This is a genomic window from Streptomyces violaceoruber (assembly GCF_033406955.1).
GTDB lineage: Bacteria > Actinomycetota > Actinomycetes > Streptomycetales > Streptomycetaceae > Streptomyces > Streptomyces violaceoruber.
Genome location: NZ_CP137734.1, coordinates 6,543,662 through 6,558,533, shown reverse-complemented (window position 1 = coordinate 6,558,533; position 14,872 = coordinate 6,543,662). Strand labels below are relative to the sequence as shown.

Annotated in this window: 14 protein-coding genes; 7 read left to right on the top strand and 7 right to left on the bottom strand. The window is 71.2% G+C overall.

Going from position 1 to position 14,872, the window contains the following annotated elements:
* Positions 1 to 51: 51 nt before the first annotated feature.
* The gene (locus R2E43_RS29325) at positions 52 to 1,317 is read right to left on the bottom strand and encodes a CynX/NimT family MFS transporter (RefSeq protein ID WP_003977011.1); all 1,266 of its coding nucleotides are present in this window, start codon (positions 1,315 to 1,317) and stop codon (positions 52 to 54) included.
* 175 nt (positions 1,318 to 1,492) lie between these two features.
* Here R2E43_RS29325 and R2E43_RS29320 point away from each other — a divergent pair, with 175 nt between their 5' ends.
* Positions 1,493 to 2,185, top strand: a complete 693-nt coding sequence (locus R2E43_RS29320) for a FadR/GntR family transcriptional regulator (RefSeq protein ID WP_003977010.1) — start codon at positions 1,493 to 1,495, stop codon at positions 2,183 to 2,185.
* 88 nt (positions 2,186 to 2,273) lie between these two features.
* Here the strand turns inward: R2E43_RS29320 and fabI are convergent, their stop codons facing one another.
* Positions 2,274 to 3,041 (bottom strand): enoyl-ACP reductase FabI, encoded by a 768-nt coding sequence (fabI, locus tag R2E43_RS29315; RefSeq protein WP_003977009.1) that lies wholly within the window; start codon positions 3,039 to 3,041, stop codon positions 2,274 to 2,276.
* A 5-nt stretch (positions 3,042 to 3,046) separates the two neighbouring features.
* The gene (gene fabG, locus R2E43_RS29310) at positions 3,047 to 3,751 is read right to left on the bottom strand and encodes a 3-oxoacyl-[acyl-carrier-protein] reductase (protein WP_003977008.1); all 705 of its coding nucleotides are present in this window, start codon (positions 3,749 to 3,751) and stop codon (positions 3,047 to 3,049) included.
* Positions 3,752 to 4,028: 277 nt separating this feature from the next.
* Here fabG and R2E43_RS29305 point away from each other — a divergent pair, with 277 nt between their 5' ends.
* The 3 genes from R2E43_RS29305 to tyrS are packed head-to-tail and all read left to right on the top strand — an operon-like array spanning position 4,029 to position 8,290.
* Entirely contained in the window at positions 4,029 to 5,585 is a 1,557-nt protein-coding gene (locus R2E43_RS29305) for a TldD/PmbA family protein (protein WP_030872983.1), read from the top strand.
* Complete coding sequence (locus R2E43_RS29300) at positions 5,582 to 6,976, top strand: metallopeptidase TldD-related protein (RefSeq protein WP_332056708.1); 1,395 nt, start codon at positions 5,582 to 5,584, stop codon at positions 6,974 to 6,976. The genes R2E43_RS29305 and R2E43_RS29300 overlap by 4 nt, the downstream gene beginning before the upstream one ends.
* A gap of 45 nt (positions 6,977 to 7,021) precedes the next feature.
* Positions 7,022 to 8,290: a tyrosine--tRNA ligase gene (gene tyrS / locus R2E43_RS29295; protein ID WP_011027993.1), complete on the top strand. Its 1,269-nt coding sequence runs from the start codon at positions 7,022 to 7,024 to the stop codon at positions 8,288 to 8,290.
* A 90-nt stretch (positions 8,291 to 8,380) separates the two neighbouring features.
* Here tyrS and R2E43_RS29290 read toward each other — a convergent pair whose 3' ends face one another.
* Complete coding sequence (locus tag R2E43_RS29290) at positions 8,381 to 8,662, bottom strand: GlsB/YeaQ/YmgE family stress response membrane protein (protein WP_003977004.1); 282 nt, start codon at positions 8,660 to 8,662, stop codon at positions 8,381 to 8,383.
* 262 nt (positions 8,663 to 8,924) lie between these two features.
* Here R2E43_RS29290 and R2E43_RS29285 point away from each other — a divergent pair, with 262 nt between their 5' ends.
* Positions 8,925 to 9,323 carry a DUF3099 domain-containing protein gene (locus R2E43_RS29285; protein WP_016325914.1) on the top strand — a complete coding sequence of 133 codons (399 nt, stop codon included), beginning with the start codon at positions 8,925 to 8,927 and terminating at the stop codon, positions 9,321 to 9,323.
* A 223-nt stretch (positions 9,324 to 9,546) separates the two neighbouring features.
* On the top strand, positions 9,547 to 9,777 hold the full coding sequence (locus R2E43_RS29280) for a hypothetical protein (protein WP_003977002.1): 231 nt from the start codon (positions 9,547 to 9,549) through the stop codon (positions 9,775 to 9,777).
* Between the two features lie 11 nt (positions 9,778 to 9,788).
* On the opposite strand, the gene moaA is transcribed toward R2E43_RS29280, so the two are convergent.
* The 3 genes from moaA to R2E43_RS29265 all read right to left on the bottom strand — a co-directional run bounded on the left by moaA (position 9,789) and on the right by R2E43_RS29265 (position 12,951).
* Positions 9,789 to 10,778 carry a GTP 3',8-cyclase MoaA gene (moaA, locus tag R2E43_RS29275; protein ID WP_217284073.1) on the bottom strand — a complete coding sequence of 330 codons (990 nt, stop codon included), beginning with the start codon at positions 10,776 to 10,778 and terminating at the stop codon, positions 9,789 to 9,791.
* Positions 10,779 to 10,945: 167 nt separating this feature from the next.
* Complete coding sequence (locus tag R2E43_RS29270) at positions 10,946 to 12,580, bottom strand: solute symporter family protein (RefSeq protein ID WP_093455853.1); 1,635 nt, start codon at positions 12,578 to 12,580, stop codon at positions 10,946 to 10,948.
* Positions 12,577 to 12,951 (bottom strand): DUF485 domain-containing protein, encoded by a 375-nt coding sequence (locus R2E43_RS29265; RefSeq protein ID WP_003976999.1) that lies wholly within the window; start codon positions 12,949 to 12,951, stop codon positions 12,577 to 12,579. The genes R2E43_RS29270 and R2E43_RS29265 overlap by 4 nt, the downstream gene beginning before the upstream one ends.
* Before the next feature lie 354 nt (positions 12,952 to 13,305).
* Here R2E43_RS29265 and R2E43_RS29260 point away from each other — a divergent pair, with 354 nt between their 5' ends.
* Positions 13,306 to 14,844, top strand: coding sequence for a S8 family serine peptidase (locus R2E43_RS29260; protein WP_030872977.1), 1,539 nt, complete (start codon positions 13,306 to 13,308; stop codon positions 14,842 to 14,844).
* Positions 14,845 to 14,872: the final 28 nt, after the last annotated feature.

Genomic DNA, 14,872 nt, shown 5'->3' with positions numbered 1-14,872 from the left:
CCCGGCGGGCCGCCCGCGGGGACCGCGGGCCTGGCGCGCCGCGCGGCCGGGTCAGCGGCCCGCCTCGTCCTCCACGGTGCGGTCGCGTCCCGCCAGGACGCCCACCACGATCTGCGGCACCATCAGCGCGCTCATCAGCGCGATCGGCAGCCCCCATCCCCCGCTGTGCTGGTAGAGCACGCCCACCAGGAGCGGACCCGGGATGGAGATCAGGTAGCCGGTGCTCTGCGCGAAGGCGGACAGCTGGGCGACACCGGCCCCGGTCCTGGCCCGCATCCCGACCATGGTCAGCGCCAGCGGGAAGGCGCAGTTGGAGACGCCGAGCAGCAGGGCCCAGGCCCAGGCGCCGCCGACCGGCGCGAAGTACAGACCGGCGTATCCGGCGAGCCCGCACACGCCCAGGACCACCACGATCGGACCCTGGTGGGGCAGGCGGCTCGCCACCCGCGGGATGACGAAGGCGAGCGGCACGCCCATCACCATGATCACGGCGAGCAGCAGCCCGGCGGTGCCGGCCGAGACGCCCGAGTCCCGGAAGATCTGCGCCATCCACCCCATGGTGATGTAGGCGGCCGTGGCCTGGAGGCCGAAGAAGACGGCGAGCGCCCAGGCCGTACGGCTGCGGGTGATCCGCAGCGGGGGCTGTTCCGCGCGCTTCTCGGCGGACCGCCCGTCCTCCGGCCGCGGCGCGTACGGCGCCGTGGAGGCCGGCGCCTTCCGGTTCCGCACGAAGGGGATCCACGGCAGCACGGCCAGCGCGGGCAGGACGGCCCAGACGGCGAGGCCGGGCTGCCAGTGACCGCCCAGCGCGTCGGTCAGGGGCACGGTCGCCGCCGCGGCGACGGAGGTGCCGAAGGCGAGGGCCATCGAGTAGAGGCCGGTCATGGAACCGACGCGGTCGGGGAAGTAGCGCTTGACGATGACCGGCATCAGGACGTTGCTGACCGCGATGCCCATCAGTGCCAGGGCGGTGGCGGCCAGGAAGCCGCCCGTGCCGCCGGCGTACGGGCGGATCAGCAGGCCCGCGGTGATGGCGACCATGCCGGCGCAGACCACCGCGCCGGGTCCGAAGCGGCGGGCCAGCCGGGGAGCGGTGACTCCGAAGACGGCGAAGCAGAGCGGGGGTACGGAGGTGAGCAGTCCGGCGATGCTGCCGCTCATGCCGAGCCCGTCGCGGACCTCCTCCAGGAGGGCGCCCAGGCTCGTGATGGCGGGGCGCAGGTTCACCGCGGCCAGGACGATGCCGAGGATGAGCAGACGGGTCGTCCAGGTCGTCCACGCGCGCGTGGCGGACGCCTCGCCGGGTACCTCGGACACAACGCCCCCGGCACGCCCCTGCGCGCCTGTCCCCGTCTGCGTCTCCGTACGTGTTTCCGTACGTGTCTTGGTACGTGTCTCCGTCCGGGTTTCGTCACTAGCCATGAGACCCATCATAGAATCATGGGATGATTGATTGTCCACTCGCTCGTCCCCTCGTGTGCGCAGGTGAGCCATGCCGCTGAGCCATCCCCGTCGTTCGGCACTGTCCGAGCAGGTCATCGCGGCGCTGCGGCAGCAGATCGCCTCGGGCGAGTGGCCGGTCGGCTCCCGCATCCCCACCGAGCCCGAGCTGGTCGAGCAGCTCGGCGTCGCCCGGAACACGGTCCGTGAGGCGGTCCGCGCGCTGGCCCACAACGGCCTGCTGGACATCCGCCAGGGGTCGGGCACGTACGTCGTGGCGACCAGCGAGCTGGCCGGCGTCATGCAGCGCCGCTTCGCCGACGCCGACCCCCGGGACATCGCCGAGCTGCGGTCCACGCTGGAGTCCGCCGCCGCGCGCCTGGCCGCCGAGCGGCGCACGGAGAAGGACCTCAAGCAGATCGACGGTCTGCTGCTGCGCCGGGAGGAGGCCTGGGAGTCGGGTGACGCGGAAGCGTTCGTGTCGGCCGACGCCACGTTCCACCTGGCGGTCGTGGCCGCCTCGCACAACAACGTGATGACGGCGATGTACGCGGACCTGGGCGAGGTGATGCGGGACTGGCTGCGTGGCGACGTGGGCGAGGGCATGTCCCCGGCCATGCACATGGACCACGCCCGGCTGGTGGACGCGATCCGCGCGGGCGACGCGGCGACGGCGGCCGAGGAGGCGGCGGCCTATCCGTTCGTGTGCCGGCCGGCGCTGTTCACTCCGCCGGCGGACCACTGATCCGCGCCGCTCCGGGCTGCACGCCTGCCGGGACGACGCGAGGGCCCGCACCCCGTACGGGATGCGGGCCCTCGGGCGGGGCGTCCACTCAGGCGCCGATGGCGTGCAGACCGCCGTCGACGTGGATGATCTCGCCCGTGGTCTTCGGGAACCAGTCGCTCAGCAGCGCGACGATGCCGCGGCCGGCCGGCTCCGGGTCCTTCAGGTCCCACTCCAGCGGGGAACGGCTGTCCCACACGGCGGCGAGGTCGCTGAACCCGGGGATGGACTTGGCGGCCATGGACCCGATCGGGCCCGCCGAGACCAGGTTGCAGCGGATGTTCTGCTTGCCCAGGTCACGGGCCATGTAGCGGCTGGTGGCCTCCAGCGCGGCCTTGGCCGGGCCCATCCAGTCGTACTGCGGCCAGGCGTACTGCGCGTCGAAGGTGAGGCCGACGACCGAACCGCCGTTCTGCATCAGCGGCATGCAGGCCATGGTCAGCGACTTCAGGGAGTACGCCGAGACGTGCATGGCCGTGGCGACCGACTCGAACGGCGTGTTCAGGAAGTTGCCGCCGAGCGCGTCCTGCGGGGCGAACCCGATGGAGTGCACGACGCCGTCGAGACCGCCCAGCTCCTCGCCGACGACGTCGGCGAGCCGGGCGAGGTGCTCGTCGTTGGTGACGTCCAGCTCGATGACCTTGGTGGGCTTGGGCAGCTTCTTGGCGATGCGCTCGGTCAGCGTGGGCCGCGGGAACGCGGTCAGGATGATCTCGGCGCCCTGCTCCTGGGCCAGCTTCGCGGCGTGGAAGGCGATGGAGGACTCCATCAGCACACCGGTGATCAGGACGCGCTTGCCCTCGAGAATTCCGCTCATGGTGATCAGTGACCCATTCCCAGTCCGCCGTCAACGGGAATGACGGCTCCAGTGATGTACGAGGCGTCGTCCGAGGCGAGGAACCGCACCGTCGCGGCGATCTCCTCGGGCCGCGCGTACCGCCCCAGCGGCACCTGCGACACGATGTTCGCCCGCTGCTCGTCGGTGAGCACCTTGGTCATGTCGGTGTCGACGAAGCCCGGCGCGACGACGTTGAAGGTGATGTTGCGCGACCCCAGTTCACGGGCGAGGGAGCGCGCGAAGCCGACCAGACCGGCCTTGGAGGCGGCGTAGTTCGCCTGCCCCGCGGAGCCGAGCAGTCCGACCACCGACGAGATGAGGACGACGCGGCCCTTCTTGGCGCGCAGCATGGCGCGGTTGGCACGCTTGACCACGCGGAAGGTGCCGGTGAGGTTGGTTTCGACGACGGAGGTGAAGTCCTCCTCCGACATGCGCATCAGGAGCTGGTCCTTGGTGACGCCGGCGTTGGCGATCAGGACCTCGACGGGACCGTGCGTCTCCTCGATCTCCTTGTAGGCCTGCTCCACCTGCTCGGTGTCGGTGATGTCGCACTTGACGGCCAGGAAGCCCTCCGGGGGCTCACCCGAGCGGTACGTGATCGCGACCTTGTCGCCGGCGTCGGCGAAAGCGCGGGCGATGGCGAGGCCGATGCCCCGGTTTCCTCCGGTGACGAGAACCGAGCGGCTCATCGGATCACCCTTTCGATAGCGGTCTGGCGCACCCGCCCGGTCACCCGTACGGCGGACGGCGACAGCAGGCGGCTTCCTCGAAAATCTATCGGTCCCCCGACTCGCTCAGAGACTCGGGCACCCACAGTGGCTTACGGGGCTGTCTGTCGGGTCCCTACAGAACCGGTGCCGGGCGCGGTGGGAAAGGTGTGGTCGGCGGACGGCCGACGCGACATGATGCGGCGCAGCCCCCGGTGTCGCGGCAGACGACCGGTCACGCCGACAGAAAGAGACGCAGGTGCCTCACAGCATCGACCAAGCCTTCACGGCACTCCCCCTACGCGCCCTCGCCGACGCCGCCCTCGCCCGGGCGCGTGCGCTCGGCGCGGAGCACGCCGACTTCCGTCTCGAGCGGGTGCGCAACGCGTCCTGGCGGCTCAGGGACGCCAGGCCCGCCGGGTCCTCGGACACCACCGACCTCGGGTACGCGGTGCGGGTGGTGCACGGCGGCACGTGGGGCTTCGCGTCCGGCGTGGACCTGACCCTGGACGCCGCCGCCAAGGTCGCCTCGCAGGCGGTGGCGATGGCGAAGCTGTCGGCGCAGGTGATCAAGGCGGCCGGGTCGGACGTGGGGGCACCTCCCGCGCCTTTCGGGCAGTGGGGGAGGGTCGAGCTGGCCGCCGAGCCCGTGCACGCCGACAAGTCCTGGATCTCGGCGTACGAGATCGATCCCTTCTCCGTGCCGGACGCGGACAAGGCCGCGCTGCTGGCCGACTGGAGCGCGCGGCTGCTGGCGGCCGACGGGGTCGACCACGTGGACGCCTCGCTGCTCACCGTGCACGAGAACAAGTTCTACGCCGACACCGCCGGGACCGTGACGACGCAGCAGCGCGTGCGGCTGCACCCGGTGCTCACCGCCGTGTCGGTGGACGACTCCAGCGGCGAGTTCGACTCCATGCGGACGCTGGCGCCGCCCGCCGGGCGCGGCTGGGAGTATCTGACCGGCACCGGCTGGGACTGGGATTCCGAGCTGGCCGAAATTCCGGAGCTGCTCGCCGAGAAGATGCGGGCGCCGAGCGTCGAGGCGGGCCTGTACGACCTGGTCGTCGACCCGTCGAACCTGTGGCTGACGATCCACGAGTCCATCGGCCACGCCACCGAGCTGGACCGCGCCCTCGGCTACGAGGCCGCCTACGCCGGCACCTCCTTCGCCACCTTCGACCAGCTCGGCAAGTTGCGCTACGGCTCGGAGCTGATGAACGTCACCGGCGACCGCACCGCCGAGCACGGACTGGCGACCGTCGGGTACGACGACGAGGGCGTCGAGGGCCAGTCCTGGGACCTGGTGAAGGACGGCACGCTGGTGGGCTACCAGCTCGACCGGCGGATCGCGCGGCTCACCGGCTTCGAGCGGTCCAACGGGTGCGCCTACGCCGACTCCCCCGCGCACGTGCCGGTGCAGCGCATGGCCAACGTGTCGCTGCTGCCGGATCCGGGCGGGCTGTCGACCGAGGACCTGATCGGGGGCGTCGACCGCGGGATCTACGTCGTCGGGGACCGGTCCTGGTCCATCGACATGCAGCGCTACAACTTCCAGTTCACCGGTCAGCGGTTCTTCCGGATCGAGAACGGGCGGCTCGCCGGTCAGCTGCGGGACGTGGCGTACCAGGCGACGACCACCGACTTCTGGGGGTCCATGGCGGCCGTCGGCGGCCCGCAGACGTACGTCCTGGGCGGCGCCTTCAACTGCGGCAAGGCCCAGCCCGGGCAGGTCGCGGCCGTCTCGCACGGCTGCCCGTCCGCCCTCTTCAAGGGAGTCAACATTCTGAACACCACGCAGGAGGCCGGTCGATGAGCGTCCGCAGCAGCAAGCCGCACGAGGTCGTCGAGCGGGCGCTGGAGCTGTCCCGGGCGGACGGGTGCGTCGTCATCGCCGACGAGGAGTCCACCGCCAACCTGCGCTGGGCGGGCAACACGCTCACCACCAACGGCGTCACGCGCGGGCGCACGCTGACAGTCGTCGCCACCGTGGACGGGCGGGAGGGCACGGCGTCCGGGGTGGTGTCGCGCTCGGCGGTGACCCTGGACGAGCTGGAGCCCCTGGTGCGGGCCGCCGAGGCCGCCGCGCGGAACGCCGGTCCGGCCGAGGACGCGCAGCCGCTGGTCACGGGCGGGGCGGCGGCGCCGGACTTCACCGACGCGCCCGCCGAGACCTCGTCCGCGGTGTTCGCCAACTTCGCGCCGGCGCTCGGGGAGGCGTTCGCCCGCGCGCGTGCGGGCGACCGGGAGCTGTACGGGTTCGCGAACCACGAGATGACGTCGACGTACGTGGGCACCTCGACGGGGCTCCGGCTGCGGCACGACCAGCCGAACGGGACGCTGGAGCTGAACGCCAAGTCGCCGGACCGTACCCGGTCGGCGTGGGCCGGGCGGGCCACGCGGGACTTCAAGGACGTCGACCCGGCGGCCCTCGACGCCGAGCTGGCCGTACGGCTGGGCTGGGCGGAGCGCCGGGTGGAGCTGCCCGCGGGACGGTACGAGACGCTGCTGCCGCCCACCGCGGTCGCGGACCTGCTGATCTACCAGTACTGGTCGGCGTCCGGACGGGACGCGGTCGAGGGGCGCACGGTGTTCTCCAAGCCCGGCGGCACCCGGGTCGGCGAGCGGCTGGGCACACTGCCGCTGACGCTGCGCAGTGATCCGCACGAGCCGGGGCTGGAGAGCGCGCCGTTCGTGGTCGCGCACTCCTCGGGGGGCGACCAGTCGGTGTTCGACAACGGGCTGCCGGTGGCGGCGACCGACTGGATCCGGGACGGCGAGCTGCACCGGCTGACGACCACCCGGCACAGCGCCGGACTGACCGGGCTGCCGGTGGCGCCCGCGATCGGCAACCTGGTCCTGGACGGCGGCGACCCGGGCCGGTCCCTGGACGAGATGGTCGCGGGCACGGAGCGCGGGCTGCTGCTGACCTGCCTCTGGTATATCCGCGAGGTCGACCCGGCGACACTGCTGCTGACCGGGCTGACCCGGGACGGCGTCTACCTCGTCGAGCACGGCGAGGTCGTCGGCGAGGTGAACAACTTCCGGTTCAACGAGTCACCCGTGGGCCTGCTGGGGCGGGCCTCGGAGGCGGGGCGGACGGAGAAGACGCTGCCCAGGGAGTGGGGTGACTGGTTCACCAGGACCGCGATGCCGGCGCTGCGGGTGCCCGATTTCAATATGAGCTCTGTCAGCCAGGGCGTATAACCTCGTACCTGATTTCGCGAGACCACTCAAGGAGACACGAGAACCGTGACGGACATCGTCGACGAGCTGAAGTGGCGCGGGCTGTTCGCCCAGTCCACCGACGAGGACGCTTTGCGCAAGGCGCTCGCGGACGGTCCCGTCACGTTCTATTGCGGTTTCGACCCGACCGCGCCGTCCCTGCACGTGGGGCACCTGGTGCAGGTGCTCACCGTGCGCCGGCTCCAGCAGGCCGGACACCGGCCGCTGGCGCTGGTCGGCGGCGCGACGGGCCAGATCGGCGACCCGCGCCCGACCGCGGAGCGCACGCTGAACTCGCCGGAGACCGTCGCGGGCTGGGTCGAGCGGCTGCGCGGCCAGATCGAGCCGTTCCTGTCCTTCGAGGGCGAGAACGCCGCGGTGATGGTCAACAACCTCGACTGGACCGAGGGCCTGTCGGCGATCGAGTTCCTGCGGGACATCGGCAAGCACTTCCGGGTCAACAAGATGCTGACCAAGGACTCCGTCGCCCGGCGGCTGGAGTCCTCCGAGGGGATCAGCTACACGGAGTTCAGCTACCAGCTGCTCCAGGCGATGGACTTCCTCCAGCTCTACCGGAGGTACGGCTGCACGATGCAGCAGGGCGGCAGCGACCAGTGGGGCAACCTCACGGCCGGCCTCGACCTGCTGCACCGCCTGGAGCCGGACGCGTCCGTGCACGCCTACGCGACGCCGCTGATGACCAAGGCGGACGGCACCAAGTTCGGCAAGACCGAGGGCGGCGCCGTCTGGCTCGACCCGGAGATGACGACGCCGTACGCGTTCTACCAGTTCTGGCTGAACGTGGACGACCGGGACATCTCGACGTACATGCGCATCCTGTCCTTCCGCTCCCGTGCGGAGCTGGAGGAGCTGGAGCGGCAGACCGAGGAGCGTCCGCAGGCCCGGGCGGCGCAGCGTGCGCTCGCCGAGGAGCTGACGACGCTGGTGCACGGCGCCGGGCAGACGGCCGCCGTGATCGCCGCGTCCAAGGCTCTCTTCGGCCAGGGCGAGCTGGCGGAGCTGGACGAGGCGACGCTGGCCGCGGCCCTCTCCGAGCTGCCGCACGTCCGGGTCGCCGAGCCGGCCCCGGTCGTCGACCTGTTCGCCGAGGTGGGTCTGGTGGCCAGCAAGTCCGCCGCGCGCCGCACGGTGAAGGAGGGCGGCGCCTACGTGAACAACGCCAAGGTCACCGGCGAGGACGCCGTCCCCGCCAAGGAGGACCTGCTGCACGGGCGCTGGCTGGTGCTGCGCCGCGGCAAGAAGAACCTGGCCGCGGTGGAGATCACCGGCGCCTGAGCGGACGCACCCGCAAGGGGCGTGCTCCGGCGCCGGTGATCGGCTGCCGGCGCACGCCCCTTCGCCGTACGGGGTGGGTCCGGGGCTGGCTCAGGCCCGTTCGCGTCGCCTGTTGCCGCGTACCGACGCGTAGGCCGCGTCGCCGAGGCCGACCACGATGATCGCCGCCACCAGCTGGAACAGATGCCGCCACCAGTCGATCCCGGCCGTCGCCTCGACGCCGGCCGCGCGGGCGATCGCGTTGCCGATGATCGCGCCGATCATGCCGCAGATGGTGGTCAGCCACAGCGGCATGTGCTGCTTGCCCGGAATGATCGCCTTGGCGATCAAGCCGAGCACGAATCCCACGATGATCGCCCACAACCAGCCCATGGCTGCCTCCTCGTCCGGCTCTACGCGAGCAATGCCACCAGTGTTCGGGCGTACGGCGTTCGGCGCATGCCGCGTACGGCCGAACGGGGTACCGGCGCCCGGCCGGAAGGCGCACGCGGTACGGCCGGACCCGGGGTGCCCCGGTCTCGTGAACGGCGCAGGCGCGGCGTAACGTGGTGAGTTGTCCGGGACCGGAGTCCCCGAGCGGTCGCGGACGAGAGCGGGGCGGGGAGAGTCCGATGCGGGCGGATGGTGGAAGCAGATGCGGAAGCAGAGTGCCGGCGGCAGCGCCGAGGTGTTCCGGATCACCGGGGCCCGGACGGGCCTCCAGGAGGACGTGCGCGGGCGGCAGCGGCGGTACATCATCTCGATGTCGATCCGTACGGCCTCGGTGATCCTCGCGGTCTGCCTGTGGAACGTGGAACGGCACGTCGCGATCGTGGCCCTGGTCCTCGGTGCCGCCCTGCCGTACATCGCGGTCGTGATCGCCAACGCCGGGCGCGAGAACGCGCCATCCCTGCCCTCGACGTTCGTGACGGCGCCGACCCCGCCGATGATCATGCCGCCGCGGGCCGGGAACGGCGCGGCGGAATCCGTCCCGGAGGGCGCGACCGCCGATCCGGGGGCGGGTGCGGCCGGTGAGCCGCACGGCCGGCCGTGACCGCCGCGCCCCCTGCGCGGCGGCGTCGATTCCGCGCCAGGCCGAAGAAATGCTCAGATGAATCGCGTTGTTCCGGTGCCGGGCCATGGGTGAGCCGTGACATACTTCGTACGCGCTCCGCATCCCCCGTCGGAGCGACGGACCGACGCCGGGCAGCTCCCCCCGTGGCTGCTCGGCGTCGCCTTGTGTGCGGGCCCTGTGCGTGGATCTGTGAGACGAAACCGTGAGTGACGAAACCACCCCGATCTGCTCCGCCAAGGGCTGCCGCACCCCCGCCGTGTGGGTGCTGGCGTGGAACAACCCGAAGGTCCACACTCCGGAGCGCCGCAAGACGTGGATCGCGTGCGACGAGCACCGCGAGCACCTGTCCCAGTTCCTCGGGGTGCGGAACTTCCTGAAGGACGTGGTCCCGCTCACCGAGTGGGAAGCCCCGGAGGGCTCCGGCAGGTCGTAAGAAACCTGGTCCTAGCCCCCGATCGCGGACATCGGGCGGTCGGGCTGGACGAAGGTCGGGTCGTCGAGGCCCGCGCCCGCCTTCTTGCCCCACATGGCCAGGCGCCAGATACGGGCGATCTCCTCGTCGGGGGCGTCGGAGCGCAGGGCCGCGCGCAGGTCGGTCTCCTCGGTGGCGAACAGGCAGGTGCGCACCTGGCCGTCGGCGGTCAGGCGGGTGCGGTCGCAGGCCGAGCAGAACGGGCGGGTGACGGAGGCGATGACGCCGACGCGGTGCGGGCCGCCGTCCACCAGCCAGCGTTCGGCGGGGGCCGAGCCGCGCTCCTCGGAGCCTTCGGCGGTCAGCTCGAAACGGGTCCGCAGGGAGGTCAGGATGTCGCCGGCGGTGACCATGCCCTCGCGCTTCCAGCCGTGCTGGGCGTCCAGAGGCATCTGCTCGATGAAGCGCAGTTCGTAGTCGTGCTCGACGGCCCAGGCGAGCAGGTCGGGGGCCTCGTCGTCGTTGAGCCCCGGCATCAGGACGCTGTTGACCTTGACCGGGGTCAGCCCGGCCTCGCGGGCGGCCGCCAGGCCCTCCAGGACGTCCTTGTGGCGGTCCCGGCGGGTGAGGGTCTTGAAGACGTCCGGGCGCAGGGTGTCCAGCGAGACGTTGACCCGGTCCAGGCCCGCCGCCTTCAGGGCCGTGGCCGTGCGCCTGAGGCCGATGCCGTTGGTCGTGAGCGACATCTGGGGGCGGGGCTCCAGGGCCGCCACGCGCTCGACGATGCCGACCAGGCCGGGGCGCAGCAGCGGCTCGCCGCCGGTGAAGCGGACCTCCTCGATACCGAGGGAGGTGACCGCGATGCCGATGAGGCGGACGATCTCGTCGTCCGTGAGCAGATCGGGCTTGGCGAGCCACTGAAGGCCCTCTTCGGGCATGCAGTAGGTGCAGCGCAGGTTGCAACGGTCGGTGAGCGAGACCCTCAGGTCGGTGGCCACTCGGCCGTAGGTGTCGATGAGCACGTGGGCCCCCTCCCTCGACGCGGATCGGCGGAGCACTCTCTCCTCCGACACCGTCGAGCCTACGTGACCGCTCGGACATCGACATCGGCCCGAACCCACGACGCGCGGCGCGGCCGCGTCGTAGGGATCTACGAGCGGCCGCGCCGACACCGGTCGGGCGTCGGGCGTCAGTGCGCTCCGGTGCCGGTCAGGGACCGGACCTCCAGCTCCGCGTACTTCGCCTTGTCCGGCTCCTCCTTCGACAGGACCGTGCCGAGCCAGCCCATCAGGAAGCCGAACGGAATCGAGATGATGCCCGGGTTCTTCAGCGGGAACCAGGCGAAGTCGACGTCCGGGAACATCGCCTTCGGGTCGCCGGAGACGACGGGCGAGAACAGCACCAGGCCGACGGCGACGATCAGGCCGCCGTAGATCGACCACAGGGCGCCCTGGGTGGTGAACCGCTTCCAGAAGAGGCTGTAGAGGATGGTCGGCAGGTTGGCGGACGCGGCGACCGCGAAGGCCAGGGCGACCAGACCGGCCACGTTCAGGTCCCGGGCGAGGGCGCCGAGCGCGATGGAGACGATGCCGATGAAGACGGTCGCCCAGCGGGCCGCCCGCATCTCCTCCTTCTCGGTGGCCTGGCCCTTGCGGATGACGTTGGCGTAGATGTCGTGCGCGAAGGACGAGGACGAGGCGAGGGTGAGGCCCGCGACGACGGCGAGGATGGTCGCGAAGGCCACCGCCGAGATCGTGGCGAGCAGGATCGCGCCCCAGGTCGAGTCGACGCCGCCGACGTGCAGCGCGAGCAGGGGCGCCGCCGTGTTGCCGGACGGGTTGGACGCGATGATCTCGTCCTTGCCGACGAGCGCCGCGGCGCCGAAGCCGAGGGCGATGGTCATCAGGTAGAAGGCGCCGATGATGCCGATGGCCCAGTTCACGGACTTACGGGCGGCCTTGGCGTTGGGCACCGTGTAGAAGCGGATCAGGATGTGCGGCAGGCCGGCGGTGCCGAGCACCAGGGCGATGCCCAGGGAGATGAAGTCCAGCTTGCTGGTGCCGCTCGCGCCGTACTGGAGGCCGGGCTCCAGGAACGCGGAGCCCGCGCCGCTGTTCTCGGCGGCCTTGCCGAGCAGGTCGGAGATGTTGAAGTCGAACTTCAGCAGCACCAGGAAGGTGATCAGGATGGTGCCGCCGATCAGCAGCACGGCCTTGACCATCTGGACCCAGGTGGTGCCCTTCATGCCGCCGATGGTGACGTACACGATCATCAGGACGCCGACGAGGGCGACGATGAGGATCTTGCCCGCGTCGGAGGTGATGCCGAGCAGCAGCGAGACCAGGATGCCCGCGCCCGCCATCTGGGCCAGCAGGTAGAAGATCGAGACGACGATCGTGGAGGTGCCGGCGGCGGTGCGCACCGGGCGCTGGCGCATGCGGTAGGCGAGGACGTCGCCCATCGTGTAGCGGCCGGAGTTCCTGAGCGGCTCGGCGACCAGGAGCAGGGCGACCAGCCAGGCGACCAGGAAGCCGATGGAGTAGAGGAAGCCGTCGTAGCCGAAGAGGGCGATGGCGCCGGCGATGCCGAGGAAGGACGCGGCCGACATGTAGTCGCCGGAGACGGCGAGGCCGTTCTGGAAGGCACTGAACTGGCGGCCGCCCGCGTAGAAGTCGGCGGCGTCCTTGGTCTGGCGGCCCGCCCAGACGGTGATGCCGAGCGTCGCGAGGACGAAGACCGCGAAGAGCGTGATGATGAGCGGCCGGTGCTCGCTGGCCTCGTTGGCGGCCAGCTCGGCGGCGAAAACGGACTGTGCGGGGCTCATGCGCCGCCCTCCATCCGGGTCTTGATGGCCTCGGCCTTGGGGTCGAGCTTCGCGGCGGCGTGCCGCGAGTACCACCAGGCGATGAGGAACGTGGTGACGAACTGGGCGATGCCGAAGACGAACGCGACGTTGATGTTGCCGAACAGCTTGGTGCCCATGAAGCCGCCGGCGTAGTTCGACAGCAGCACGTAGAGCAGGTACCAGGCGACGAAGGCGACGGTCAGCGGGAACGCGAAGGAACGGAAGGAGCGGCGCAGTTCGGCGAACTCGGCGCTCTGCTGCACTTCGGAGAACTCCTCGGCGGAGGGGAGGCGGTGCTCCTCTTGCGAGGGGGGCTCCTCTTTGGAGGGGGGCGGTGCGTCGGTGGCCACGGAGTCTCCTCGTACGACGGACATGACGGCTTGGACCTCGGTGTTCTCGCAGGGGGCTGATCGTGCTCGGGCTCCCTGTCCAACGACACGGCGCCCCGCGGGGCCCGGTTCAACACCCGTGGCACTTTCCGAAGTCGTCCTCGGCGGGTCATTGCTGGCCAGGGACTTCGGGGGATAGCTTCACCCTGCACCACTACGTCATGTACCTGCCCGGCCCGTTTCACCCGTGCCCGGGCAGGTGCTGTTTGCCGGATGATGTGGAGACCCCATGGATCATCTGCGCTTCCCGCGCGACCCGCGCTCCAGACGCGGGCTCGTTTCCCGAGCTTTCCCGACGGACTGGAGACATCACGCATGACCGCTCCCCTCTCGCGTCACCGCCGTGCCCTCGCGATTCCGGCGGGCCTGGCCGTGGCCGCGTCGCTCGCGTTCCTGCCGGGCACCCCGGCCGCCGCGACCCCCGCGGCCGAGGCCGCGCCCTCGACGGCGGCGGACGCGACCTCGCTCAGCTACGTCGTCAACGTCGCCTCCGGGCACCGTCCTTCGGCCACCGTGCGGCGGGCGATAGCCAAGGCGGGCGGCACGATCGTCACGTCGTACGACCGGATCGGCGTGATCGTCGTCCACTCCGCCAACCCCGACTTCGCCAAGACCGTGCGCAAGGTGCGCGGCGTGCAGTCGGCCGGTGCCACCCGCACCGCGCCACTGCCCTCGGCCGCCACCACCGACACGGGCGCGCCGCAGGTGCTCGGCGGCGAGGACCTGGCCGCCGCCAAGGCCGCCTCCGCGAAGGCCGAGGGCCAGGACCCGCTGGAGTCGCTCCAGTGGGACCTGCCCGCCATCAAGGCGGACAAGGCGCACGAGAAGTCGCTGGGCAGCAAGAAGGTGACCGTCGCCGTCATCGACACCGGCGTCGACGACACCCACCCGGACATCGCCCCGAACTTCGACCGGCAGGCGTCCGTCAACTGTGTGGCGGGCAAGCCGGACACCGCCGACGGGGCCTGGCGGCCGAGCGCGGCGGAGAGCCCGCACGGCACCCACGTGGCCGGGGAGATAGCCGCCGCCAAGAACGGCGTCGGCATGACCGGCGTGGCACCCGGGGTGAAGGTGGCCGGCATCAAGGTCTCCAACCCCGACGGCTTCTTCTACACCGAGGCCGTGGTCTGCGGCTTCATGTGGGCGGCCGAGCACGGCGTCGACGTGACCAACAACAGCTATTACACCGACCCGTGGTACTTCAACTGCAAGGACGACCCCGACCAGAAGGCGCTCGTCGAGGCCGTCTCGCGGGCCTCCCGGTACGCGGAGAAGAAGGGCGCGGTCAACGTCGCCGCGGCCGGCAACGAGAACTACGACCTCACCTCCGACGAGATCACCGACCCGTCCTCGCCCAACGACACCACGCCCGGCGACCGGACCGTCGACCCGTCGAAGTGCCTGGACATCCCGACCCAGCTGCCGGGTGTCGTGACGGTCGCGGCGACCGGTGCGAAGGGCCTCAAGTCGTCCTTCTCCAACCACGGGCTGGGCGTCATCGACATCGCCGCGCCCGGCGGCGACTCGACGGCCTACCAGACCCCGGAGCCGCCCGCCACGAGCGGCCTGATCCTGGGCACGCTGCCCGGCGGCAAGTGGGGCTACATGGCCGGTACGTCCATGGCCTCCCCGCACGTCGCGGGCGTCGCCGCCCTCATCAAGTCGACGCACCCGCACGCCTCCCCCGCCATGGTGAAGGCGCTGCTGTACGCCGAGGCCGACGCCACGGCGTGCACCAAGCCGTACGACATCGACGGCGACGGCAAGGTCGACGCGGTGTGCGAGGGCCCGAAGAACCGCAACGGCTTCTACGGCTGGGGCATGGCCGACGCGCTGGACGCGGTGACCTGGTAGCCGGTACGCGTACCCGTGCGTGAGGCGG